Here is a 22217-nt window from a genome sequence, read left to right on the forward strand (position 1 = left end):
GCGTAGCCGTTCGCGGTCCCTGCGCCGGGGCTCAGAAGCGGGGCGGGCGGCCTTCGAGGAAGGCGGCGAGGCCCTCGTGGGTGTCGGAGGCCTCGCGGGAGCGGCTCTCCCAGGGCCGCAGGGCCTCGGCGGCCCGCTCCGGGGGGACGGCCAGGGCGGCCTTGACCGCGCCGATGGTCTGGGGCGAGCGCAGCGTCAGCAGGCGGGCGAACTCCAGGGCGCCGGCGTCGAGTTCGGCGTCGGGCAGGGCGCGCTCGGCGAGGCCGAGCACGACGTTCTCCCGGCCGGTCACCAACTCGCCGGAGAACAGCAGCAGTTTGGCCCGGGCCGGCCCGACCAGCCGGGCCAGTCGCAGGGTCGGCACCGCCGGGTAGACCACGCCGAGCTTGGCCGGGGTGATGCCCATCCGGGCGTTCTCGGCGACGAACCGCAGGTCGCAGGCGACGGCCAGCTGGCAGCCGCCGCCGACGCAGGCGCCGCGCACCACCGCGATCGTCGGGTGCGGGAAGGCCGCGAGCGCCTCCTCGGCGGCGACGTTGGTGGCGTGGTAGGCGTCGGCGCGGTCCGGATCGCCGTAGACCTCGGACAGCTCGGCGATGTCCGCGCCGGCGCTGAAGGTGCCGCCTGCGCCGGTGACCAGCAGTGCGCGCACGTCCGGCTGCTCGGCCAGCTGCTGCAGCACCTTCGGCAGGGCCTGCCAGATCGCCAGGGTGATCGCGTTGCGCCGGTGCGGCCGGGCGAACTCCAGCACCGCGACGCCGTCCTCGCCGGTCCAGGCGTTGAGGCCGTCGACGTGCGTGGGCAGCGGGGAGCGGCCCCGCGTGAGCAGCGGCTGGTCGTCCATGCGCACCTCCGGTGATCGTGGTGCGCCCACTCTCTCAGGGATGCTCGGCGGCACTCCCCGGCGGTCCGGGTGCCGCCCGACCGGGAGTCGACCGGGAGCCCGCCCGGAGCCGACCCGGAGCCGACCCGGAGCCGGGCGGGCGGCCGCGGAGGCGGTCGGCCGTACGGGTGTCAGGCCGTCGGCTGCGCCGGTGCGGCGCCGGGCCACAGGCCGTAGTCGCCGAGCCCGTGCTCGACCATGTCGTAGGCGCGGCGGGCGTTCTCGACCGCCTCCGGCAGGACGTCCGCGGCCCGCTCGCCGGCCAGCATCCGGTCCTGGTTGTGGGAGGTCAAGGCCACGCGGACGCCGAGCAGTTGGGCGGCGGCGACCTCGGCGCGGATCCGGTCGCCGGCCGGGTCCTGCCGGAGCAGCTCCGCGGTCAGCAGCCGGTTCGCCTGGTGGCTGACGGTGGTGATCGCCCGGAGGGCCAGGGTGGGCGTCCGGTGGATCAGCCGGACCACGGAGAGCGTGAACGGGTCGTCGTTGAGGCCCGTGGCCGGGTCGAACCCGGCCAGGGCGGCGAGGAACTGGTCGCGCAGTGCGGCCACCACCGACGCGTCGGGCGCCCGTTCGCGCACCACCCGGGCGGCCTCGTCGGTGTGGTCCTCCATCGGGGCCATGACCAGGTCTTCCTTGGTGGGGAAGTAGTTGAAGACGGTCATCTTCGAGACCTCGGCGGCGGCGGCGATCTCGGCCACCGAGACCTCGTCGAAGCCCCGGTCGGTGAACAGCCCGATGGCGCTGCGGTAGATCCGGGCGGCGGTCTGCCGCTTCTTGCGCTCGCGCAGGCCCAGCCCGTCGTCGGGGTCGGGGGTGGTCGCGGTGCGCTTCGCCATGGCAGCACTGTACCAGGATCAAAGATGGAGCAGGTCGAAAGATTGGTCAAGCTAAAGAATTGACCGAGTCAAAAACCCCTGCCATGGTGGTGGCGTGCCGCCGAGCCGTCCGGGCCGGTGCGGCCCGCTCCTGCTCGAACTCTCGAACTCCATTGCCCCAGGGGGGACTTCCATGGCCGCGTCCGCGCCGGCAGCAGCTCTGATGACCGAGCCTCAGCGCAAACTCGGGATGCTGCTCTGCCTGATCACGATCATCCTGGCCGTGCTCGACATGAACATCGTGTCGGCGGCCACCGTGCCGATCGTCCGGGACCTCGACCCGGTCCACGGCGTCGACCGGCTGCCGTGGCTGGTCAGTTCGTTCGCGCTGGCCGCCACCGCGCTGCTGCCGCTCTACGGCAAGCTCTGCGACCTCTACGGCGCCAAGCGCGTGCTGCTCGGGGCGGTCGGCACCTTCCTGCTCGGCTCGGCGCTCTGCGGTGCGGCGCAGTCGATGGAGCAGCTGATCGCGTTCCGGGCCGTCCAGGGGGTCGGCGGCGGCGGGCTGATGAGCGTGACCATGGTGGTGATGGCCCAGCTCAAGGACCCGACGGGGGAGAAGGGCGGCGGAGGCGGCATGGGCGGCATCGTCGGCGGTGCCGGCATGGCCGTCGGCCCGCTGATCGGCGCGCTGCTCGCCGACCACCTCGACTGGCGCTGGATCTTCTACGTCAACCTGCCGCTCGGCCTGCTCGTCCTGGTCGGCTCCGCCCTCGTCCTCAAGCTCCCGAAGTCGGTCGGCCGTGGCGGCCTGGACTTCGCGGGGGCGGCGCTGGCTGCCGCGTTCGCCACCGGACTGCTGCTGGTCACGGAGTGGGGCGGCAAGGACTATGCCTGGACCTCCCCGCAGATCCTCGCGCTGGCCGCGGCGACCCTCGCCGCGCTCGGCCTCTTCGTCCGGCGCCAGGCCACTGCCGCCGAACCGCTGCTGCCGCTCTCGCTGTTCCGGGTGCCGGAGATCCGGATCGGCTTCGCGGTGCAGGGGTTGGTCGGGATGGGCCTGATGGGCGCGATCATGTACGTGATGCTGTACCTGCAGGTGGCCCGCGGGGTCGCCGCGACCTCCGCCAGCCTCTACCTGATCCCGATGGCGGTCGGTATGACCGGCGTCGGCCTGGTGATCGACAGGCTCGCCGCGCGGGGCTGGTCGGTCCGCGCGGTGCTGGCCTCCGGCGCGACCTGCGCCTCCGTGGCCCTGCTGCTGCTCGGGCTGAGCGGTCCGGAGACCTCGCTCTGGCTGGTGCGGGCGGAGCTGGTGCTGCTCGGCTGCGGGCTCGGCCAGCTGATCGGACACCTGATCGGCGTCGTCCAGGACGCCGCGCCGAAGCACCAGCTGGGCGTGGCCACCACCGGTGTCCGGTTCTTCCAGACGCTCGGCGGCGCGCTCGGCGCGGCGCTCTTCGGCACGCTGCTGGCGCGGGTCTTCGCGGACGGCGAGCCGGGGATGCCGCTCGGCGCGGTGGGCCGTACGACCGGCGCGGCCCGGGTGCACGCGGTGCAGAGCTTCGTCGAAGCGGTGGACGTGGTCTTCTTCACGGCCTCCGGTGTGATGGCACTGGCGGTGCTGCTGGCGCTGCGGCTGCGGCCGCGCCCGGTCGCGGGGGCGGCGGGGGACCCGGCCGGGGAGCGGCCGGTGCTCGCAGCCTGAGCGGGGGAGCGGGGGCGGGGCCCGGTGGACGGTCGTCCACCGGGCCCCTCGCCGTTCCTGCCGGCCGGGTGCCGCGGGCGGTGACGCCGGGCGGCCGGGGGTGTTGTGGGTGTGACGCCGAGCCGCCGGGGTGTTGTCGGTGTGACGGGTGCCGCGGTGTCAGGCGGCGGCCGGCTGCCACTCGTGGGCGAGGATCGACCAGATCTGCGCGTCGTGGAAGACGCCGTTGTTCAGGTAGGACTCCCGCAGGGTGCCGTCCAGCGTCATGCCCACCCGCCGGGCGAGCGCCTGGCTGCGGACGTTGTCCGGGCTGGTGTGCCACTCCAGCCGGTGCAGGCCGCGGACGGTGAAGGCGTAGTCGATCAGGTGGCGGACGGCGGCGCCGACCAGCCCGCGGCCCTCGCCGGCGGGCTCCGTCCAGACCCCGATCTCGGCAGTGGCGGTGGCGGTGCTGAAGCTCACGAACATCGTGCCGCCGACCAGCGTGCCGTCCAGCCAGATGCCGAAGAGCCGGCCGGCGTCGGCGGCCTGGCGGTCGGCGTAGCCCTGCAGGGTGGCACGGGCCGAGTCCAGGTCGGTGGAGCGGCCGGCCCAGCCGATCCACGGGTCCATGTGGGCGCGGGCCCGCTCGATGTGGGCGAAGAACTCCGGTGCCTGCCAGGGTTCCAGTGGACGCAGCTCGGCATTGTCGGTCAGTGGGACGGCGAACATGGGTGGGCCTTTCGAGAAGCGCGGGTCGGTGGCCCCGCATCCATAACAAACGTTTGGTATGTACGATAACCCCATGACACCTGCCCGCGGAGACCATGCCGCCCGACGTCTGGAGGTCTCCGAGGCGGTGTGGCGGGTGCTCTCGTCGCGCGGCTTCGGCGGGCTGACCCTGCGTGCGGTCGCCGCCGAAATGGGCGCCTCCACCGGCCTGTTGACGCACTACTTCCCCAACAAGCGCGCGCTGGTGGCGTACGCGCTCGACGAGCTCGACCGGCGTTCGCTGGACCGCCCGCGCCGCAACGCCCCGGTCGACGGCACGCCGCTGCCGCCCGCCGGGCTGCCCCGGCTGCGGGCCGCGCTGCTCGACATCCTCCCGCTGGACGAGGCGGCGGAGGCCGGCAACCGGATCTGGGTCGGCTCCTGGGACGCCTCGCTGGCCGATCCCGACCTGGCCGCCGCCCATGCCGTCCGGTACGCGCGGGCCCGGGAGATGCTGGCGGAGCACGTGGAGGCCGCCCAGCGGCTCGGCGAGCTGCCGGACCGGCTCGCGCCGGCCGAGCTCGCGGCCGGGGCGCAGGCCTTCGTCCTGGGACTGGTGGTGCAGGCGCTGCTCGCCCCGTCCGCGTACCCGCCCGAGCGGCAGACGGACCTGCTGGATGCCTACCTGGCCGGCCTCGCCGCGACCCCGGCGGACCGCGGCACCTCCTGAGCGGCACCTGCTGAGCGGCACCCGCCGACCGGTGCCTCCGGGGCGGTGCCTCCGGGGCGGCGCCGTGGGCGGCGGGCCCGGGTGCGGGCTGCCGACTATGCCAGCGGAATTTGCCCCCGGAGTAGTCGTGCGGTGACGCAGCGCAAATCACCGTCGATTATCGCTCGGGGTGTTCGCGCATTCACCGTGAGTTCACGGGCGGATTCCGGGTGTGTTGCCGACGGGGAACGGCGGGGGATGTGCGGAGGGGCCGCACGCCCGGGGCGGGTGGCCCGCCGATGTGTGCCCCCAGCAGGATTCGAACCTGCGACCTACCGCTTAGAAGGCGGGTGCTCTATCCGCTGAGCTATGGGGGCGGGACGGACGGCGCCCTGATGGGCGTGACCGTTGCCGGGATCGGGCGACGAGCGCGTGCAGCGCCCGCTGTCCGGCCCCGTACCTGAGGGTGGGGTTGGGGGTTGGCGGGCCCTCGCCCTGTCGGGGACAGGATAAGGGTGCCCAGTTCCTCGGCCGGCTGTAACGGCACCGTCGCGGGTGTGTCGGCCTCGGTGGAGCGGTCCGATAATCGCAGGTGAAGGCCGTGCGTGCAGCGGTCTGGCGGTCTTCGGGGCCGGACGTTGTGCAGTCGTTACGGGGCTGCCGCCCCACCCGTTATGGATTCGGCACGGAGAAAGCGCCGCTCTCGGAGCGGGTGGGGGGTCGCATTCGGGTTCGTTCGGTCGGATGACGTGCGCGGACGTCCGACCGACCCACCCTTGGGGGTGCCGGGCCGGGGCGGGAAGCGGGTCGATTGTTGTCATGGCCAGCGCAGATCGAAGGCGGACGGAGTGCCGGAAGGCCGAAATTCACCCCTGGGAGTGACGGCGGTTTTCCACGTGTCCGAGTTGTCCACAGGATTTCGGATCCCCCTTGGCAAGGATTTCCCGGGAAGTGCACTCTCAACCCGCGCCGGTCGATTCCGTACGGTGCATTGAGGAGAACGGAGCGTGTTCTGTGAACGGGGTCGGAGTGACGGTGATCGGCAAATCCCGCGACCGAAGTGATCGGAGCGACCGAAGCGGCCCGCCCCCGGGCGGCCGGGGGCGTTTCGATCGAACTCCCGGCGCCGTCGACGGGGTGCCGTTGCGACCGGGGGCGGGGGCTCGGCCACGGCCGGAAGCGGGGTGCCGCTACGACCGGCAGCGGGAGGGGCGGGTGGACGCCGGGACCCCGCGGGTGGCGGCACCCGGTGGCCGGCGCCGGCCTGACCCGAGGTCGAGCTCAACTGTCGACAAATATGTTGATCGAGACGGTAGTTGTCTCTGCTTGTGCAATCATCCACGGGTTAAGCGAAAGATCCACACTTTCTGGCTGATCGTCAGCTTGTGTGGATAGTGGGGCGGTTGATAACGATCCAGATACGGAATCGTCCTGATTTCGCATGGGGGTTTGCGGGGCAGCGGGGCTCAATAGGATTCGTCTGGTTCACACACGTGCAGCGGCGCCACAGGGGGCGCGGCAATGCAAGGCGGGTCGCCCTTCGGTGCGGCCCGGCCCGGAGGGATCCCAGATGTTCCAGATGCAGGGGCGGAGTCTTCCGCGCATATCCACTGTCATGCTCACGACCGGCATTGCGCTGGGCGGTAGCCTGCTCGCGACCGGTGCCGCGGTTGCGGCCGACACCCCCGGTGCGGGTGTCACGGCAGTGATCCAGCCCACGCTGCTGAGCGAGGAGATCGCCATCGAGGGCAGCCACCCCATCCAGGGCGGCCTGTTCACCCTCAAGACGCCCAACGGCGAGATCAAGACGTACTGCATCGACATCGACCACCCGGTCGACATCACCAGCGGCGTCGAGTACCAGGAGTCCGACTGGAAGTCGAGCTCGCTGGGCGGCAAGGACAAGGCCGAGGCCGCCGCCAAGATCCGCTGGATCCTGGAGAACTCCTACCCGCAGGTCAAGGCCGAGGACCTCCCGAAGCTGGCCAAGGCCGCCGGCGTCCAGGGCGAGCTGACCAAGGAGGACGCCGCCGCGGGCACCCAGGCCGCGATCTGGAAGTTCTCCGACGGCAAGAACGCCATCCCGACCGACCCGCAGGCCAAGCAGCTGCGCGACTACCTCGTCAGCGACGCCAACAAGGGCATCGCCGCCGAGCCCAAGCCCTCGCTGAGCCTCACCCCGGACTCGGTGTCGGGCAAGCCGGGCAACAAGCTCGGTCCGTTCACCATCAACTCCAGCGCCAACGAGGTGAAGCTGGCGGTCTCCGGTGACGCCGCGGACAAGGTGAAGCTGGTCGACAAGGACGGCAAGCCGGTCACCGGCCTGACCGGCCCGGTCGCCAAGGACACCCAGCTGTTCCTGGACGTGCCGGCCGGCACCCCGGACGGCGCCGCCACCGTGAAGGCCTCGGCCGAGACCGTCGTGCCCAGCGGCCGCGTCTTCCTGAGCAAGGGGTACACCCCCTCGAAGCACAGCCAGACCATGATCCTGGCCGGCTCCACCAAGCTCAGCGTCGCCGACGCCGCCAAGGCCTCCTGGAAGCAGGGCAAGGGCGCGCTGGTCGACAGCGTCTCCCAGGTCGAGTGCGACAACAACGGCGTCCGGGTCTCCGTCGCCAACGGCGGTGACGAGGCGGCCAGCGTCACGGTGAAGCCGGGCAAGACGCTCACCGTCCAGCCGGGCAAGGTCGAGACCGTTCTCGTCCCGGTCGCCGAGGACACCGCCTACGACATCACCGTCACCGGCCCGAACGGCTTCACCAAGGAGTTCAAGGGCATCCTGGACTGCAAGGTGACGAGCGGCACCACGCCGACCGGCACCCCGTCGCCGACCAAGAGCACCTCGGCCACCCCGGCCCCGACCGGCACCCCGAGCGCCACCCCGTCGGCCTCCGCCACCACCACGGCCGCGCAGCCGGCTCCGGCCACCACCACCCCGGCCGGCACCACCGGCCTGGCCCAGACCGGTGGTAACGACGCCACCCCGATCATCGCCGCCGTCGCCGGTGGCCTGGTCGTGGCCGGCGGTGCCGCGGTCTTCGTCGTGCGCCGTCGCGGCCGCCACAGCGGTAACGCCGCCTGAGCCCACGGTCCGGACCGCAACTGAGGTCCTGAACCACGGGGTCTGAGCCCCTGGCTCGCGAGCACCACCTCGGCCCGGCTCCCCGCAGCAATGCGGGGAGCCGGGCCGAGTCGCGTCCGGGACCGGGCGGGGGGAGCGCGAGGAGGCCGTCGGGGGCGGGCGCCCGCGGACCGGTCGGGCGGGGGCCGGAGCCGGGCGGGGCACTGCGGGCGGGCCCGGCGCGGGCACCCGCCGGGAAGATCGCGGGGGAGCCCTCCGGATACCCCGGTGGGGCAGGGCGGGCGGTCGGGGACCGGGGCCGGGTGCGGCACAATGGAACGCTGCAAGCCGAATACTCCCGACGACGCCGGAGCGATCTCACGTGGCGGAATACATCTACACGATGCGCAAGGTGCGCAAGGCGCACGGAGACAAGGTCATCCTTGACGACGTGACGCTCAGCTTCCTCCCGGGAGCGAAGATCGGTGTCGTCGGCCCCAACGGCGCCGGCAAGTCCACCGTGCTGAAGATGATGGCCGGCCTGGAGCAGCCCTCCAACGGCGACGCCTTCCTCTCGCCCGGCTTCACCGTCGGCATGCTGCTCCAGGAGCCGCCGCTCGACGAGACCAAGACCGTCCTGGAGAACGTCGAGGACGGCGTCAAGGAGATCAAGGGGAAGCTCAACCGCTTCAACGAGATCGCCGAGCTGATGGCCACCGACTACTCGGACGAGCTGCTCGACGAGATGGGCAAGCTCCAGGAGGACCTGGACCACGCCAACGCCTGGGACCTCGACGCCCAGCTGGAGCAGGCCATGGACGCGCTGGGCTGCCCGCCCGGTGACTGGGCCGTCACCAAGCTCTCCGGTGGTGAGAAGCGCCGCGTCGCGCTCTGCAAGCTGCTGCTGGAGGCCCCCGACCTGCTGCTGCTCGACGAGCCCACCAACCACCTGGACGCCGAGTCGGTGAACTGGCTGGAGCAGCACCTGGCCAAGTACGCGGGCACCGTCGTCGCGGTCACCCACGACCGGTACTTCCTGGACAACGTGGCCGGCTGGATCCTGGAGCTCGACCGCGGCCGCGCGATCGGCTACGAGGGCAACTACTCCACCTACCTGGAGAGCAAGCAGTCCCGCCTCAAGGTCGAGGGCCAGAAGGACGCCAAGCGCGCCAAGCGGCTCAAGGAAGAGCTGGAGTGGGTCCGCTCCAACGCCAAGGGCCGCCAGGCGAAGTCCAAGGCCCGCCTCGCCCGTTACGAGGAGATGGCGGCCGAGGCCGACAAGATGCGGAAGCTGGACTTCGAGGAGATCCAGATCCCGCCGGGCCCGCGCCTGGGCAGCGTCGTCATCGAGGTCGAGAACCTGAACAAGGCCTTCGGCGAGAAGGTCCTGATCGACGACCTCAGCTTCACCCTGCCGCGCAACGGCATCGTCGGCATCATCGGCCCGAACGGCGCCGGCAAGACCACGCTGTTCAAGATGCTCCAGGACCTGGAGACCCCGGACAGCGGCACGGTCAAGGTCGGCGAGACGGTCAAGATCAGCTACGTCGACCAGACCCGCTCCAACATCGACCCGAAGAAGACCCTCTGGGAGGTCGTCTCCGACGGTCTGGACTGGATCAACGTCGGCCAGGTCGAGATGCCGTCCCGCGCCTACGTGTCGGCCTTCGGCTTCAAGGGCCCGGACCAGCAGAAGCCGGCCGGTGTGCTCTCCGGCGGTGAGCGCAACCGCCTGAACCTGGCGCTCACCCTCAAGCAGGGCGGCAACCTGCTGCTCCTCGACGAGCCCACCAACGACCTCGACGTCGAGACCCTGTCCTCGCTGGAGAACGCGCTGCTGGAGTTCCCCGGCTGCGCCGTGGTCATCTCCCACGACCGCTGGTTCCTGGACCGGGTGGCCACCCACATCCTCGCCTACGAGGGCGAGAGCAGGTGGTTCTGGTTCGAGGGCAACTTCGAGTCGTACGAGAAGAACAAGATCGAGCGGCTGGGCGCCGACGCCGCCCGTCCGCACCGGGCCACCTACAAGAAGCTGACCCGAGGCTGACACCCAGCTGTCACGACGGCCCGGCAGACCGCCCTCCGGGGCGGCCTGCCGGGCCGCGGCCCGCCGGCCACCACCGGTCGGCGGGAACCGGACGTCGAGGAGAATCCGTGGCCCGCCACATCTACGCCTGCCCGCTGCGCTGGTCCGACATGGACGCCTTCGGGCACGTCAACAACGTGGTCTTCCTGCGCTACCTGGAGGAGGCCCGGATCGACTTCATGTTCACCCAGGCCGCCGAGGCCGGCGCCGGGGAGTTCGCGGGCGGCTCGGTGGTGGCGCGCCACGAGATCGACTACAAGCGGCCGCTGGTGCACCGGCCCGAGCCGGTCACCGTCGAGACCTGGGTGACCAAGATCGGCGTCGCCTCGCTGACCGTCGCGTACGAGATCAAGGACACCGCCGAGGACGGCACCGAGACGGTCTACGTCCGGGCGTCCACCGTGGTCGTCCCCTACGACCTGGCCGAGGGCCGGCCGCGCCGGATCAGCGCGGTGGAGCGGGACTTCCTCTCCCGCTACGCCGACGACGCCGAAGGCGGCGCCGAAGCGGACCGGTCGGCCGGAGCGCGCGCCGTCGCGGCCGTCTGAGCACCGGGCACCGCGCCTGCACGGGGCGCCGTGCTCCTGCCGGGCGCCGTGCCGCCCTGCCGGGCACCGCACCGTGACCCGGGACCACCACCACCGACCTACGGATTCGAGCTGAACGCGTTGACCGGTACCGCCCCCCTCGCCCTCGCCGACGCCGGGGAGGCCGCCGACCTCGCGGCGTTCCTGGTCCGCCTGCTGCGGTTCGACCGGGCCGCGGCGGTGCGCCTGCAGACGGTGCCGGCGGCGGACGGCTCGGCCTCGGGCGTGCTGGCGGTCTTCGGACGGCTGCCGCTGGGCGGGTCCGGCGCGCTGGCGATCCGCACCGCGCGGCTGGCCGGGAGCGTCGAGCCGGCCGACCGGACGGTCTCCGCGGGCCAGCTGCTGGACGGCCTGGACGGCGAGGCCAACACCGTCGCCCTGCCGGAGGCCGTCACCGGACCGGCCTGGGCCGGTCTGCTGCCGCCGCGCGCCGGCTGGCGGCCGGTCGGGGAGCCGCCGGTGGCCGAGGTCTACCCCGAACTGATGGCGGGCGTGCAGGAGTTCCGCGAGCGCAGCGAGGCCGTTCCGGAGCACCACCGCAGCCGCGCGGTGCTGGACGCGCTCGCCGACGAGATCTGGTCGCGGCCGGTGACCGCGCTGCCCGAACTGCCGCTGCGCGCCGCGCACGCGGCCTATGTGATCGGCTTCCTGAAGCCGGACGCCCCGCTGACCGTGCACCGGGCGGGCGGCTGGCTGCGGCTGAGCGCCCCGGCCGGGTCGGTGGCGGTCCGTACGGCGGCCGCGCCCGGCGCGGGCCTGGGGCTCAGCCCCACCCGCTAGGCGCCGTTCGCGAGGCCCCCGCCGTTCGCGAAGCCCCGCCGGGCGCCGCCGGCCCCCGGCGTCGCCCTCCGTTCAGCCCTCCGGTCAGCCCTCGGTGTTGACCATCGAGGCGGCGGCGTACGTCAGGTAGTCCCAGAGCTGGCGCTCGGCCTCGGCCGGCAGTGCCAGCTCGTCCACCGCCGTCCGCATGTGCCGCAGCCAGGCGTCGTGTGCCGCGCGGTCCACCCGGAACGGCACGTGGCGCATCCGCAGCCGCGGGTGCCCGCGCTCCTCGCTGTACGTGCGGGGGCCGCCCCAGTACTGCATCAGGAACAGCGCCAGGCGCTCCTCGGCCGGGCCCAGGTCCTCCTCCGGGTACATCGGCCGCAGCAACTCGTCCTCGGCGACGCCCTGGTAGAACCGGTGCACCAGCCGCCGGAAGGTCGGCTCGCCGCCGACCTGGTCGAAGAAGGTCTCCTCGCTGAGCGTGCCACGCCGGATCTCGTTCACCCGACCATGGTCGCAGACGGCGGCGGGGCCGTACACCGCGACCTGGGACCCAGGACCGCGGGCGTACGACCCCGCACACCGCACACCTCTCGGAGGTGCGCCCGCTGCTACGCGTCCTCCCAGCGGAAGAACCGCCAGGCGATCGCGGTGAAGACGGCGGCGAAGGCCAGCAGCCCGCCCATGGCCGGCAGCGCGTCCATCACGCCGCCACCCCGGGACAGCACCGACTGCGCGGCGGTGACCAGGTGCTTGAGCGGCAGTGCGTTGGAGATCGCCTTCAGCCAGGTCGGCATGTCGTCGGTCGGGAAGAACGAGCCGGAGAGGAAGGACATCGGCAGCACGATGATCTGCGAGATGCCGTTCGCCGCCTCCTCGGTCTTGGCGAGCGCCCCGGCCAGCAGGCCGATCGACATGAAGGCGACGGTCGCGCAGACCACCAGCGGGATGATCAGCCACCAGTTGCCGGTCAGCTTGAGCCCGAAGAACGGGGTGGTGGCGACCGCCAGGAAGATCGCGGTCTGGGCCAGTGCCGTGATCACCGAGACGGCGATCCGGGAGGAGACGATGGCCCCGGCACTCACCGGCGCCAGCCGCAGCCGGCGGAGCACCATCTTCTTCCGCCAGGACACCAGGGTCAGCGAGGCGCTGAACACCGCACCGGTGGCCACCGCCCAGCCCAGCAGACCGGGGGTGAGGAACTGGATCGGCTTCAGCGACTGGTCCTCGACCCGGCTCACGTCCAGCGAGAAGGCCGGCGGCTTGCCGGTGGCGGCCTGGTTGGCCTGCTGGACGACCGAGTTGACGATGCCCTGCACGGAGCCGGCGCGGACCTGGTCGGCGGCGCTGAACCGCAGCACCACCCGGCCGTCCGGGCCCTGCGTGATCACCGCGTCGAGGTCGCCCTTGCGGACCTTCTCCACCGCGGCGGCCTCGTCGTCGCTGCGGCTGATGGTCAGGACCTTCTCCAGCTCGGCCCGGCCGTCGCCCTGCACCGCGTCCAGCACCTGGACCGGGCCGACCTGCGCCACCTTGGCGTGCGGGCTGCTGGCACCCTTCAGGAGGGTGCCGAACAGCATCAGGAACATCAGCGGGAAGAGGAGCACGAAGAAGACGGCGGCCTTGTCGCGGAAGAAGGCGACCAGCATCACCCGGGACAGGCTCGCGAAGGCGCTGACGCGCTCGCGCTCCGGCTGTCCGTCGGGCGCGGTGGGGCGGGCGGATCCGCGCTGGGCCGGGACGGCCGCCTCGCGGGCGCGTTCGTCGGCGGTCATGCGCGGTACTCCCGTCCGGTGAGCTGGAGGAAGACGTCCTCCAGGGTGGCGCCGCGGACCTCCAGGCCACGCAGGGCGTTCTGCTCGGCCAGCACGGAGAGGACCGGGCCGGGCAGGCGGGTGGAGACGGAGAGCGAGACGCCGTCGTCGTCCACGGCGGCGACCTCGGCGCCGACCGCGGCCAGCAGTTCGCGGGTCCGCTCGGCGGTGAGCAGCCCGGACTCCACGCTGATCCGGACGGTGTCGTCGATCTCGCGGACCAGGGCGGCCGGTGCGCCGGTGCGCAGGATCTTCCCGTGGTCCATCACCGAGACGCGGTCGCAGAGCACCTCGGCCTCGTCCAGGTAGTGGGTGGTCAGGACGACCGTGCGGCCCTCGGCGTTGATGGTCCGCAGCAGGTCCCAGAGGTTGCGGCGGGCCTGCGGGTCGAGGCCGGTGGTGGGCTCGTCCAGGAAGACCAGCTCCGGGTCGTGGACCAGCGCGCAGGCGATGGAGAGCCGCTGGGCCTGGCCGCCGGACATCTTGTCGGTCATCACCCCGGCCGACTCGGTCAGGCCGACCCGCTCCAGCATCGCGTCCGCGCGCTTGGGGCCGACGCCGTAGAAGGAGCCGAAGTTGCGGATGGTCTCACGTGCCGTCAGCTTGTTGAAGAAGGCCGAGGCCTGGAACTGCACGCCGATGCGCGGCAGCAGCTTCTTGTTGCGCGGCCAGGGCGCCAGCCCCAGCAGCTCGATGCGCCCTTCGTCGGGCTTGCGGATCCCTTCCAGGATCTCCAGTGTGGTGGTCTTCCCGGCGCCGTTGGGCCCCAGGATCCCGTAGAACTCGCCGGCCTCGACGGTGAGTGACACGCCGTCGACCGCTTGTACGTCCCCGTACCGCTGACGGATCCCGTCGGCGGATATTGCTGCAGTCATGGACCCTGAGACTAGGGGTGGCGGGCGCACCGGGGCAGCGATCTGAGCACTATTTGAAGATCATTTTCCCAAAGCGTGCCCGAGCCGTGTCCCGCCGGGGCCCGGCCGTGTCCCCCGCCGGGCCGGGCAGGGCGTACCGCCCCGTCCGGCCCGGCGGGCGGCGGCTCAGGCGCGGTGCACGCTGATGGTGGTCCAGGCCCCGATGTGGATCCGGTCGCCGTCGTTCAGCGGGATCGCGGTGTGCGGGGTGACCGGCTCGGCGCCGCCGTTCACCGTGGTGCCGTTGGTGGAGTCCTGGTCGACCAGCACCCAGCTGCCGTCCGCCTGTTCGGCGAGCAGCGCGTGCTGGTGCGAGGCGCCCGGGTCCTCCGGCGGGACGGAGAGGTCGATCTCCGGCACGGTCCCGCGGTGCTGGCTGCGCCGCCCGATCCGCAGCTGGCCGCGGCCGGTCAGCGGGATGCGCCGCTCGGGGCAGTACGGCGGGAAGAACAGGCCCGCCGCCTCCGGGCCGCTGCGGGCCATCATCTCGGTGAAGTAGTCGCGGTCGGCCGCGACCACGGCGATCCAGTTGGTCCGGACCGGCTCCGGCGGCGCGGCCGGCGGCTGCTCGGCGTGCTGCCCGGGCCCGGTCTGCTGCTGGGCCTGCGGCGTCATCGGCGGGGCCAGGTGGAACGAGGTGCCGAACTCGCCGCCGCGCCCGGTCGGACCGGGCTGGGCGTAGACGGGGCCGGACTCCTCGCGCGGCAGCGGCTCGGGGTAGGCCGGCTCACCGAAACCGGGCTCGCCGTAGCCCGGATTGCCGACAGCGGGCTCGCCGTAGCCCGGATTGCCGACAGCGGGCTCGCCGTAGCCCGGATTGCCGAACCCGGGATCGCCGTAGCCCGGCTCCTGGTAGGGGGCACCGGGTGCGGGCGGAGCGGGCGGGTAGCCGTAGCCGGAGGGCGCACCGGCCGGCGGGCCCGGCGCCGGCTGGACGGGCTGCGGCTGGGCGTGCTGCTGCACCGGCGGCTGGAGGTGCGGGGCCGGCGGCTGCGGGCCGCCGTACGCCGCGGGGATGTTCAGCGGGGCCGGGGCCGGGGCGGGCGCCGGGGCGGCCGGGGGCTGGCGGCGCGAGGGCGTGGAGAGGTCGTAGTCGTACCCGCACTCCTCGCAGAACCGCCCGGTCTGCGGGCTGCGGCAGATCGGGCAGACCACCAGGCCCTCGGTGAGCTCCGGGTAGGCCGGGGCCGCCGGGGGCGGCGGCACGGCACCCGGCGGCGGCGGAACCGCACCCGGCGGCATCGGCGCGCCGAAGGGAGCCCCGCCGGGACCGGGGTGGCCGCCCGGACCGGGGTGGACCGGGTGGCCGTGCGCCCCCGGCCCGCCCGGCGCGCCGGGGTGGGCGCCGGGCGGCGGCCCGACGGGCGTCGGCGGTGTCATCGGGAAGCCGCAGAAGTCGCACCAGTCCTCGGCCTGCGACTCATGGCCCCTCGGGCAGATCGGCATCAGGTCCCCCCTAAATTCCAGCCAGCTGGGGCGGTGTCCGGCCGGGCCCCGGCCCGGTCAGCTCTACAGCGGTCACTTCTTCACACGGACTGTCTTGGTCGACCGGGTCTCAAGGGTCATCGAGTCGGCCTCGCTCACGTTCTTACGGAACCGAACCGTACCCTCCTTGGGGTCGACCACGTCCACCACCTTCTGCAGCAGCTTGAACGTGCCCTCGTTGCCGGTGGCGTGCGCGATCCGAACGGCCGCCCCCAGCTTGGCCGTCGCGCGGTCGACGTCCCCGGCGCGGTGCGCCTCCAGGCCCTCCTGGATGGACGAGGCCAGCTCGGCCTGCCCGGTGTAGTGGGCGACCTGCGGGCTGATCCGGGTGGACGAGGCCAGGTCGTCCGTCCAGACCGCCTTGACCAGGCCCTGGGAGAGCACCTCGGCCGTGGCACCGGTCTGCGGCGGCAGCACCAGGCTGACCCGGGCGGCGAGCATCTCGTTGCCCACGGCGGCGGCCGGGACCTCGACGCAGACGTGGTAGTCCCGGCTCTCGTCCCCCCAGGAGCCGGTCGGGTAGTCCCCGGCCCGCGGGCCGGCCTCGGTGCGGCGGTCGGTGAGGTCCTCCACCGAGGGGGCGACCTGCTTGACGAACCTGACCACCGCGTTGGCCGGCGTCCAGATCCGCAGTGCGACGTCGGCCACCTGCTTGCCCATCGCGCCGGCCATCATCGAGCGGAAGTCGTCGGCCAGGCCGGCGGGCTCGGCGACGATGTCGACGGTGCCGAGCAGCGCGGAGGAGATCTTGCGCAGCTCGTCGACCCGCCAGTCGGTGCCGACGCCCCGGCAGTCGGCGGTGAAGTGGCCGGTGACCAGCTCGATGGCGAGCTCCAGGTCGGTCGCCGACTGGTGCTCGTTGTTGCCGTCGGTGAGCAGGATGGCGTGCCGGATGGCGATGTCGGGGCGGGTCTGGAAGAGCTGGTCGGCCTTCATCAGCCAGGTGCCCATCGCGGTGCCGCCGGCCGCGGTCAGCCGGCGCAGCGCCTCCTTGGCCCGGGAGCGGGTGTCCGGCGAGGCGATCGCGAGGGTGCCGTCGCCGGGGAAGACGTCCCGGGCCTCGTGGGTGCCGGCCACCACGGCGAAGGCGACGCCGTCGCGGACGGTGTCGATGGCGGCCGCGGTGGCCTCCCGGGCGCCGCGCATCTTGCTGGCCGGGTAGTCCATCGAGCCGGAGCAGTCCACCATGATCACGACGGCGGCGGACTGCGCGTCCGCGCCGAACGGGCCGGCGTCGGCCACGCCGAGCGGCCGTCCGCCGGAGGTGCCGCCGCCGGTGGCGGTGACGGTGACGATGGCGTTCACCTCGCGGGCGCCGTCCGCGAGGAACTCGTTCTGGAAGATCTCGACGTCGAACCTGGGCAGGTTCGGCTTCGCGAGTGTGGCCATGGGCCGGTGACTCCCGTCGGATGGTCGGATGGTGCGGGCGGTCGGTGGCGGCGGGCGTCAGCCCACCGGGGGGTGCGGCGGTCGCGGCGGCGCGGCCGGCGGCCCGGGCGGTACCGGCGGCAGCGGAGCGGCGGGCGAGCCGATCACCGGGAGGTCCGGCAGCGTCGGGTCGTGGTCCTCCTCCTCGACGGCCCCGGCCGGGCTCCCGCCGGGCCGGACGACCGGCAGGTCCACGGCGGTGGCGGTCCGGGCGGCCTCGCCGGCGGCCGGGCGCTCCGCGCCGGCGAGCCCCACCGGCGGGTCGATCGGCAGGACGGCGACGGTGATGTTGTCGTGCCCGCCGGCGGCGACCGCGAACTTCACCAGGCTCTGGGCGGCCGCGAGCGGCTCGGTCCGGGCGTCCGGGCGGACGTAGTACGCGAGGTCGGTGGCGGCCTCGGCGTAGTTCCAGAGGCCGTCGCTGCAGATCAGCAGCACCCCGGGGACGTGCGGGGTGAAGTCCAGCGTGTGCGGGACGACCTCCTCGGCGTCGGCGCCGAGCCAGCCGGTGATGGCGTGGGCCCGGGGGTCCGCGTACGCCTCGGCCTCGCCCATCAGGCCGGCCTCGACCATCCGGGCCGCCCAGGAGTCGTCCTGGGTGAGCCGGAACGGCTCGGCGCAGACCCGGTCGTCCGGGATCCAGTACGCCCGGGTGTCGCCGACCCAGCCGATGGTGACCCGGCCGCCGGCGGCGACCGCGCTGACGTAGGTGCAGGCGGGCGCGTTGATGTCGGGCCGGCGCGGCGAGGCGCCGTCGGCGGCGAGCGCGGCCACGGCGGCGGCCGCGTCGGCGATCGCCTGCCGCATCGCGGTGTTGGGGTCGCGGCCGGCCTCCAGCGCGGTGAGCAGCGACTCGGAGGCGGCGTCGACCGCGGTCTCGGACGCCTCGTCGGGCCGGTCGGAGGAGGAGACGCCGTCGCAGACCACGGCCACCACGACCGGCTCGCCGCCGGGCAGCGAGGTGGCCGCGACGGTGAAGGAGTCCTCGTTGCGGTGGTGGCGCACGCCCCGGTCGCTGACCCCGGCGACGCCCGCGAGGGCCTTCTCCATGTGGTCGCGCGGGCGCGGCTGGGCGCGGCCGCACGCCTCGCAGTAGCCGTCGGCGGTGACCTGCGGCACGCCGCAGTGCGCGCAGACGGGCCCGCTCTGGGCGGGCACGGCGAGCGTCGGCGGGTGGTCGGCCCCGCCCGGGGCGGCCGACCAGCTCGCCGGCATCGCGCCGTCGGCGGGTCGGGCGTCCCGGCCGTGGCCGCAGGAGCCGCAATAGACGTCCTCCGGGTCCAGCGGCTCGGAACAGCTCTGGCACACGGTCTGCTGCGGCATCGGCTACACCCACGTCCTGGGGCGGACGCGGTTGGCCCGCTCCACCATCTCGATCCTGGTCTCGGCCCGGTCGGCCAACCGGGCGAGTACCCGGTAGGACTGCTCCAGCGCGAACCGTAGTTCCCGCTCCACCGCAGGTCGTCCCAGCACGGTGACCTCGCCGGTGGTCCGGCCGAGGCCGGTCTCGCCGGGCGAGCCCGCGGCGACCCAGCCGAGCGCTGCGCCGAGCACCTCGACCGAGAGTTCCTCGCGGCGGCGGTCGTCCAGCCGGAGCGCCGTCAGCTGGTCGGAGCCGGCGCCGAGGTCGGCGCCGAGCGGGTCGGTGGACGGCCGCTCGCGCAGCCGGGCCCGGACGGCGGCGATCCGGGCGGCGGTGTACTGGCTGGAGGTGGCCGGCACCGACTCCAGGACGGCGACCGCGCCCGCCCGGTCGCCGTCGGCGAGGCGGACCCGGGCCAGCCCGAAGGCGGCGCTCAGGTAGGCCTGGTCGGTGGTCCACACCAGCCGGTAGAACTCGGCCGCGTCCGCGCCGTCGCCGAGCAGCTCGGCGCAGATCCCGAGGGCCAGCTTGGGGGCGCACTCGCCGGGGAACGCGTCGTAGACGGCGTCGAAGGCCTCGGCGGCGGTGCGCAGCCCGACCTCGTCGGCGGTCTCGCCGGCGGCCGCGACCAGGGCGGCGAGCCCGCGGTACCAGACCACCCGCCAGTCGTCCGGGTGGTCCTTCTGCAGGGCGGTCAGGGCCTCCTCGGCGGGGGTGCCGCCGCCGAGTTCGAGGTGGGCGCGCAGCTCGCGCAGCCGGCGCTCGACGGAGTCGGCGGGCGCGCCGGCCAGGGCGGCGAGCGCCTCCTCCGGGTCGGTGGCGAGCAGGGTGGCCAGGAAACCGGCGTTCGGGTCGGCCGGGTCGACCCGCGGGACGGGCAGCGCCAGCGCGGCGGCGGCCGGGTCCAGCGCGGTCACCCGCAGCTCGCCGGGGGTGCGGGGCGGCTGCACCAGCTCGGTGTCCACCACCCGCAGCTCGGGGCCGAACAGGGTGGACAGCGCCGGGCGCGGCCGGCCGTCCTGGAGCGCCAGCACCTCCCGGAGCACGCCGGTGAGCTGGTCGGCCATCTCCTCGGCGGAGGCGAACCGGCGGGCCGGGTCGTGGTCGGTGGCGCGGACCAGCAGGCGGTAGTACGACTCGTACGCGGCGAAGGCCGGGACGGTCTCCGGGCCGGGCAGCGACTCGCGGTAGGTGGTGCTGTAGCCCTGGAAGTCGAAGCTGAGCACCGCCAGGGTGCGGGCCACGGTGTAGAGGTCGGAGGCGGGGGAGGGGCCGTCGGTGGCGATCTCCGGGGCCTGGTAGCCGATGGTGCCGTAGATCGGACCCTCGTCGTCGAAGCGGCGGACGGCGCCCATGTCGATGATCTTGAGGCTGTCGCCGCTCTGGATCACGTTGTCGATCTTGAAGTCGCAGTAGACCAGACCGCGGCCGTGCAGGTAGCCGAGCGCCGGCAGGGCCTCCAGCGCGTAGGCGATCGCCTGTTCCACCGGCAGCGGCTCGCGCCGGTCGTCCGGGGTGCGGCGCGCGTTGGCGATGTCCTTGAGCGACTTGCCGCCGACGTACTCCATCACGATGTAGCCGTCGGTGGCGCCGGTGCGCAGGTCCGGGTGCTCGGCGAAGTTGATGATGCGGACGATGTTGGGGTGGTCCACCTCGGCCAGGAACCGCCGCTCGGCGACGGCCGCGGCGAGCGCGTCCTCGTCGCCGGTGTCCAGCAGGCCCTTCAGCACCACCCACTTGTCGTTGACCCGCCGGTCCACCGCCAGGTAGATCCAGCCGAGGCCGCCGTGCGCCAGGCAGCCCACCACCTCGTACTGCCCGCCGACGAGGTCCCCCCGGCGCAGCTTGGGCGTGAACGAGTACGGCGTGCCGCACTTGGTGCAGAAGCCGTCCGGGCGGCCCTTCCGCTCGCCCTTGGTCCGGCCCACCGGGGCGTCGCACTTGGAGCAGAACCGCTTGCGCTCGGGCACCTGGGGGTCGGCCATCACCGCCTGCAGCGGGTCGGCCGCCGGGACGGTCGGGACGGTCACCAGGCCGGCGCCGAGCCGGTTGCGGGTGCCGGAGCTGGCGCTGCGGCGGGCGCTGACCACCGACACCGAGCGGCTGCCGTCGGTGCGGGTCGAGCGGTGGTCGCGGGAGCGGCCGGACATCGAGCGGGCCGAGCCGGTCCGGGTGGAGCGGGCCGAGTCCCGGGCGACCCGGGCGGAGGGCACGTGGGGCTGGGTGAGGCCGGTGTCGGCGCCGGGGGCGGCGAGGCCGCACTCGTCGCAGTAGCCGTCCGGGTCGATGGTGCCGGAGCACTCGCGCGGGCAGGGGGAGCCGGGCGCCGGACCCGCGCCGGCGCCGCTGCGCCCGGTGCCGGTGCCCGTGCTGCCGGCGCTCGCACTGCCGGTGCCCGTGCCCGTGCCGGCCGGTGCGAGCCCGCACTCGTCGCAGTAGCCGTCCGCGTCGATAGTCCCGCCGCCGGTGCACTCCGGCCGCTCGCACGCCTCGCCCATGAACCTCAGCCCCCCAGTCCGTGTTCCTGTGCCTGTCCGTCGACCGGCGCGCCGCCGCCGGGCCGTTCGACCTGCGCCGGCCGCAGCGACTGCTGGAAGCGGGACACCGCCGCCGCGGCCGCCCGCAGGTCGCAGGGTGCGCTCCAGAGCAGCCAGCGCGCCTTCTCGTACCGCTCGACCACTTCCGGGTCCTCGGCCACCCGCAGCCGGGCCGCCATCGCCTTGTACGCGTCCAGCCGCCCGCGCAGCTCGGCCCGGACGGCCAGCGGCTGGGTCACCTCGGTCAGCGACTGTCGGGCCCGGCTCAGCTCCTTGGCGGCCGCGTCCTCCAGCGCGTCCAGCAGCGGCGCCAGCCGGTGCCACTGGCCGCCCTGGCGCAACTCCAGCGCCACCACGATCCGTTCGCGCAGCGCCGAGGCCGGGCCCGGTACCGCGGGCACCTCGGTGGCGGCTATCTTCGCCAGCACCTCGCCGCGCGCCCGGCGCGCCTCGGCCAGCGTGGCGTCCGCGCGCTGGAGCAGGTCGCCGACGCCCTGGAGCCGCTCCTCGGCGTCGTCGCGCAGCCGCAGCAGGTCCTCCAGCTCCAGCCGGACGCCGTCCAGCGCCCGGCCGGCCCGGTCGAACCGCTCGGTGTCGACCACGCCGGAGGGCGTGGCCAGCGCGGTACCGTCCGGGACGGTGCCCCGCTGGGCGGGCACCCGGGCCGGCCGCCAGAGCGCCAGCGGGTCCCCGCGCACCTCGGTCCGCAGCCCGGTCAGATCGGCCTCCAGCCCCGCCAGGTCGTCGCCGAGCGGGTGGCTGCCCGGGTGCACGCCGAGCGAGCCGGCCAGCGTCTGCACCCGGCGCAGCTCGGCCAGCAGCAGGTCGATCCGGGCCGGCAGCGCCGACCAGACCGCGTCCGCGGCGCAGACCACCTCCAGCACGGTGGCGTACCAGGAGTTCATCCGGGCCATCAGCTCGTCCAGGCTGACCCGTTCGACCAGCTTGGCGGGCGCGCCGAGCAGCTGCGGGCCGTCCGGCACGGCGCCGCCGGGCACGGTGACCGCATCGCCGGTCAGCAGCTCGCTCAGCTCGGCGAGTTCGGCCGCGCCCGGCCGGGCCTTGCGGGCCCGCACCGCGCGGGCCGAGGCCAGCGCCTCCGAGTACCGGTCGAACAGGGCCCAGAGCAGCGGCAGGCCCTGTCCGGCGACGGCCCAGCGTTCCCGGGTGCGCCCGGTCAGCTCGGCGCCGTCGAGCAGCCGCAGTCCCGCGTGGTCCTGGAGCGAGAGCAGTGCCGCCTCGACCGCGTCGCGCTCCGCGCCGAGGCGCGCGAGCGCGCGGTCCACCTCCTCCCGGCTCAGCACCGGGCCAGCAGAAGCCGCCAACGCCGTTTCTCCTTCGTCGTCCTGGTGGTCCGTCCCGGACCGGTTCC

The 22217-nt window shown here is 73.7% G+C and carries 17 protein-coding genes and 1 tRNA gene; 6 read left to right on the forward strand and 12 right to left on the reverse strand.

Annotated features, from left to right (window positions below; translation table 11 throughout):
- Positions 1–31: 31 nt before the first annotated feature.
- Together RMN57_RS26640 and RMN57_RS26645 are read right to left on the reverse strand one after the other, a co-directional pair.
- Positions 32–844 carry an enoyl-CoA hydratase/isomerase family protein gene (locus RMN57_RS26640; protein ID WP_313765825.1) on the reverse strand — a complete coding sequence of 271 codons (813 nt, stop codon included), beginning with the start codon at positions 842–844 and terminating at the stop codon, positions 32–34.
- A gap of 170 nt (positions 845–1014) precedes the next feature.
- A complete protein-coding gene (locus RMN57_RS26645; RefSeq protein ID WP_313765826.1) occupies positions 1015–1719 on the reverse strand; it encodes a TetR family transcriptional regulator in 705 nt (234 codons plus the stop codon).
- A gap of 202 nt (positions 1720–1921) precedes the next feature.
- On the opposite strand from RMN57_RS26645, the gene RMN57_RS26650 reads away from it, so the two are divergent.
- Complete coding sequence (locus RMN57_RS26650; protein ID WP_313765827.1) at positions 1922–3406, forward strand: MFS transporter; 1485 nt, start codon at positions 1922–1924, stop codon at positions 3404–3406.
- 159 nt (positions 3407–3565) lie between these two features.
- Here the strand turns inward: RMN57_RS26650 and RMN57_RS26655 are convergent, their stop codons facing one another.
- The gene (locus RMN57_RS26655; protein WP_313765828.1) at positions 3566–4117 is read right to left on the reverse strand and encodes a GNAT family protein; all 552 of its coding nucleotides are present in this window, start codon (positions 4115–4117) and stop codon (positions 3566–3568) included.
- A 73-nt stretch (positions 4118–4190) separates the two neighbouring features.
- Between RMN57_RS26655 and RMN57_RS26660 the strand changes: the two genes are divergently transcribed.
- Positions 4191–4826 carry a TetR/AcrR family transcriptional regulator gene (locus tag RMN57_RS26660; RefSeq protein WP_313765829.1) on the forward strand — a complete coding sequence of 212 codons (636 nt, stop codon included), beginning with the start codon at positions 4191–4193 and terminating at the stop codon, positions 4824–4826.
- Between the two features lie 283 nt (positions 4827–5109).
- Here the strand turns inward: RMN57_RS26660 and RMN57_RS26665 are convergent.
- Positions 5110–5182, reverse strand: a tRNA-Arg gene (locus RMN57_RS26665).
- A 1238-nt stretch (positions 5183–6420) separates the two neighbouring features.
- Between RMN57_RS26665 and RMN57_RS26670 the strand changes: the two genes are divergently transcribed.
- The 4 genes from RMN57_RS26670 to RMN57_RS26685 all read left to right on the forward strand — a co-directional run bounded on the left by RMN57_RS26670 (position 6421) and on the right by RMN57_RS26685 (position 11319).
- Entirely contained in the window at positions 6421–7887 is a 1467-nt protein-coding gene (locus RMN57_RS26670) for a Cys-Gln thioester bond-forming surface protein (RefSeq protein ID WP_313765830.1), read from the forward strand.
- Positions 7888–8248: 361 nt separating this feature from the next.
- On the forward strand, positions 8249–9913 hold the full coding sequence (ettA, locus tag RMN57_RS26675; protein WP_313765831.1) for an energy-dependent translational throttle protein EttA: 1665 nt from the start codon (positions 8249–8251) through the stop codon (positions 9911–9913).
- Positions 9914–10020: 107 nt separating this feature from the next.
- Positions 10021–10500 (forward strand): thioesterase family protein, encoded by a 480-nt coding sequence (locus RMN57_RS26680; RefSeq protein ID WP_313765832.1) that lies wholly within the window; start codon positions 10021–10023, stop codon positions 10498–10500.
- Positions 10501–10620: 120 nt separating this feature from the next.
- Positions 10621–11319 (forward strand): hypothetical protein, encoded by a 699-nt coding sequence (locus tag RMN57_RS26685; RefSeq protein WP_313765833.1) that lies wholly within the window; start codon positions 10621–10623, stop codon positions 11317–11319.
- 84 nt (positions 11320–11403) lie between these two features.
- Here the strand turns inward: RMN57_RS26685 and RMN57_RS26690 are convergent, their stop codons facing one another.
- The 8 genes from RMN57_RS26690 to RMN57_RS26725 form a co-directional block, all read right to left on the reverse strand.
- Positions 11404–11808, reverse strand: a complete 405-nt coding sequence (locus RMN57_RS26690; RefSeq protein WP_238863881.1) for a globin — start codon at positions 11806–11808, stop codon at positions 11404–11406.
- Positions 11809–11915: 107 nt separating this feature from the next.
- On the reverse strand, positions 11916–13079 hold the full coding sequence (locus tag RMN57_RS26695) for an ABC transporter permease (protein ID WP_313765834.1): 1164 nt from the start codon (positions 13077–13079) through the stop codon (positions 11916–11918).
- A complete protein-coding gene (locus RMN57_RS26700; RefSeq protein ID WP_313765835.1) occupies positions 13076–13993 on the reverse strand; it encodes an ABC transporter ATP-binding protein in 918 nt (305 codons plus the stop codon). Before RMN57_RS26700 ends, RMN57_RS26695 begins: the two co-directional genes overlap by 4 nt.
- A 165-nt stretch (positions 13994–14158) precedes the next feature.
- Positions 14159–15478 carry an FHA domain-containing protein gene (locus tag RMN57_RS26705; RefSeq protein WP_313765836.1) on the reverse strand — a complete coding sequence of 440 codons (1320 nt, stop codon included), beginning with the start codon at positions 15476–15478 and terminating at the stop codon, positions 14159–14161.
- Positions 15479–15550: 72 nt separating this feature from the next.
- Positions 15551–16906, reverse strand: coding sequence for a VWA domain-containing protein (locus tag RMN57_RS26710; RefSeq protein WP_313765837.1), 1356 nt, complete (start codon positions 16904–16906; stop codon positions 15551–15553).
- 57 nt (positions 16907–16963) lie between these two features.
- Positions 16964–18268, reverse strand: a complete 1305-nt coding sequence (locus RMN57_RS26715) for a protein phosphatase 2C domain-containing protein (RefSeq protein ID WP_313765838.1) — start codon at positions 18266–18268, stop codon at positions 16964–16966.
- 3 nt (positions 18269–18271) lie between these two features.
- Positions 18272–20806: a tetratricopeptide repeat protein gene (locus RMN57_RS26720; RefSeq protein ID WP_313765839.1), complete on the reverse strand. Its 2535-nt coding sequence runs from the start codon at positions 20804–20806 to the stop codon at positions 18272–18274.
- Between the two features lie 5 nt (positions 20807–20811).
- Positions 20812–22170 (reverse strand): hypothetical protein, encoded by a 1359-nt coding sequence (locus tag RMN57_RS26725; protein WP_313765840.1) that lies wholly within the window; start codon positions 22168–22170, stop codon positions 20812–20814.
- Between the last annotated feature and the right edge of the window lie 47 nt (positions 22171–22217).

Origin of the sequence: Kitasatospora sp. CM 4170, assembly GCF_032110285.1 — a bacterium.
GTDB lineage: Bacteria > Actinomycetota > Actinomycetes > Streptomycetales > Streptomycetaceae > Kitasatospora > Kitasatospora aburaviensis.

Excerpts from the sequence above, each read along its gene's own strand:
- RMN57_RS26640 (WP_313765825.1), bottom strand. The coding sequence starts at position 844 with ATGGACGACCAGCCGCTGCTCACGCGGGGCCGCTCCCCGCTGCCCACG.
- RMN57_RS26710 (WP_313765837.1), bottom strand. The coding sequence starts at position 16,906 with ATGGCCACACTCGCGAAGCCGAACCTGCCCAGGTTCGACGTCGAGATC.
- RMN57_RS26645 (WP_313765826.1), bottom strand. The coding sequence starts at position 1,719 with ATGGCGAAGCGCACCGCGACCACCCCCGACCCCGACGACGGGCTGGGC.
- RMN57_RS26660 (WP_313765829.1), top strand. The coding sequence starts at position 4,191 with ATGACACCTGCCCGCGGAGACCATGCCGCCCGACGTCTGGAGGTCTCC.
- RMN57_RS26695 (WP_313765834.1), bottom strand. The coding sequence starts at position 13,079 with ATGACCGCCGACGAACGCGCCCGCGAGGCGGCCGTCCCGGCCCAGCGC.
- RMN57_RS26705 (WP_313765836.1), bottom strand. The coding sequence starts at position 15,478 with ATGCCGATCTGCCCGAGGGGCCATGAGTCGCAGGCCGAGGACTGGTGC.
- RMN57_RS26650 (WP_313765827.1), top strand. The coding sequence starts at position 1,922 with ATGACCGAGCCTCAGCGCAAACTCGGGATGCTGCTCTGCCTGATCACG.
- RMN57_RS26655 (WP_313765828.1), bottom strand. The coding sequence starts at position 4,117 with ATGTTCGCCGTCCCACTGACCGACAATGCCGAGCTGCGTCCACTGGAA.
- RMN57_RS26700 (WP_313765835.1), bottom strand. The coding sequence starts at position 13,993 with ATGACTGCAGCAATATCCGCCGACGGGATCCGTCAGCGGTACGGGGAC.
- RMN57_RS26715 (WP_313765838.1), bottom strand. The coding sequence starts at position 18,268 with ATGCCGCAGCAGACCGTGTGCCAGAGCTGTTCCGAGCCGCTGGACCCG.
- RMN57_RS26670 (WP_313765830.1), top strand. The coding sequence starts at position 6,421 with ATGCTCACGACCGGCATTGCGCTGGGCGGTAGCCTGCTCGCGACCGGT.
- RMN57_RS26720 (WP_313765839.1), bottom strand. The coding sequence starts at position 20,806 with ATGGGCGAGGCGTGCGAGCGGCCGGAGTGCACCGGCGGCGGGACTATC.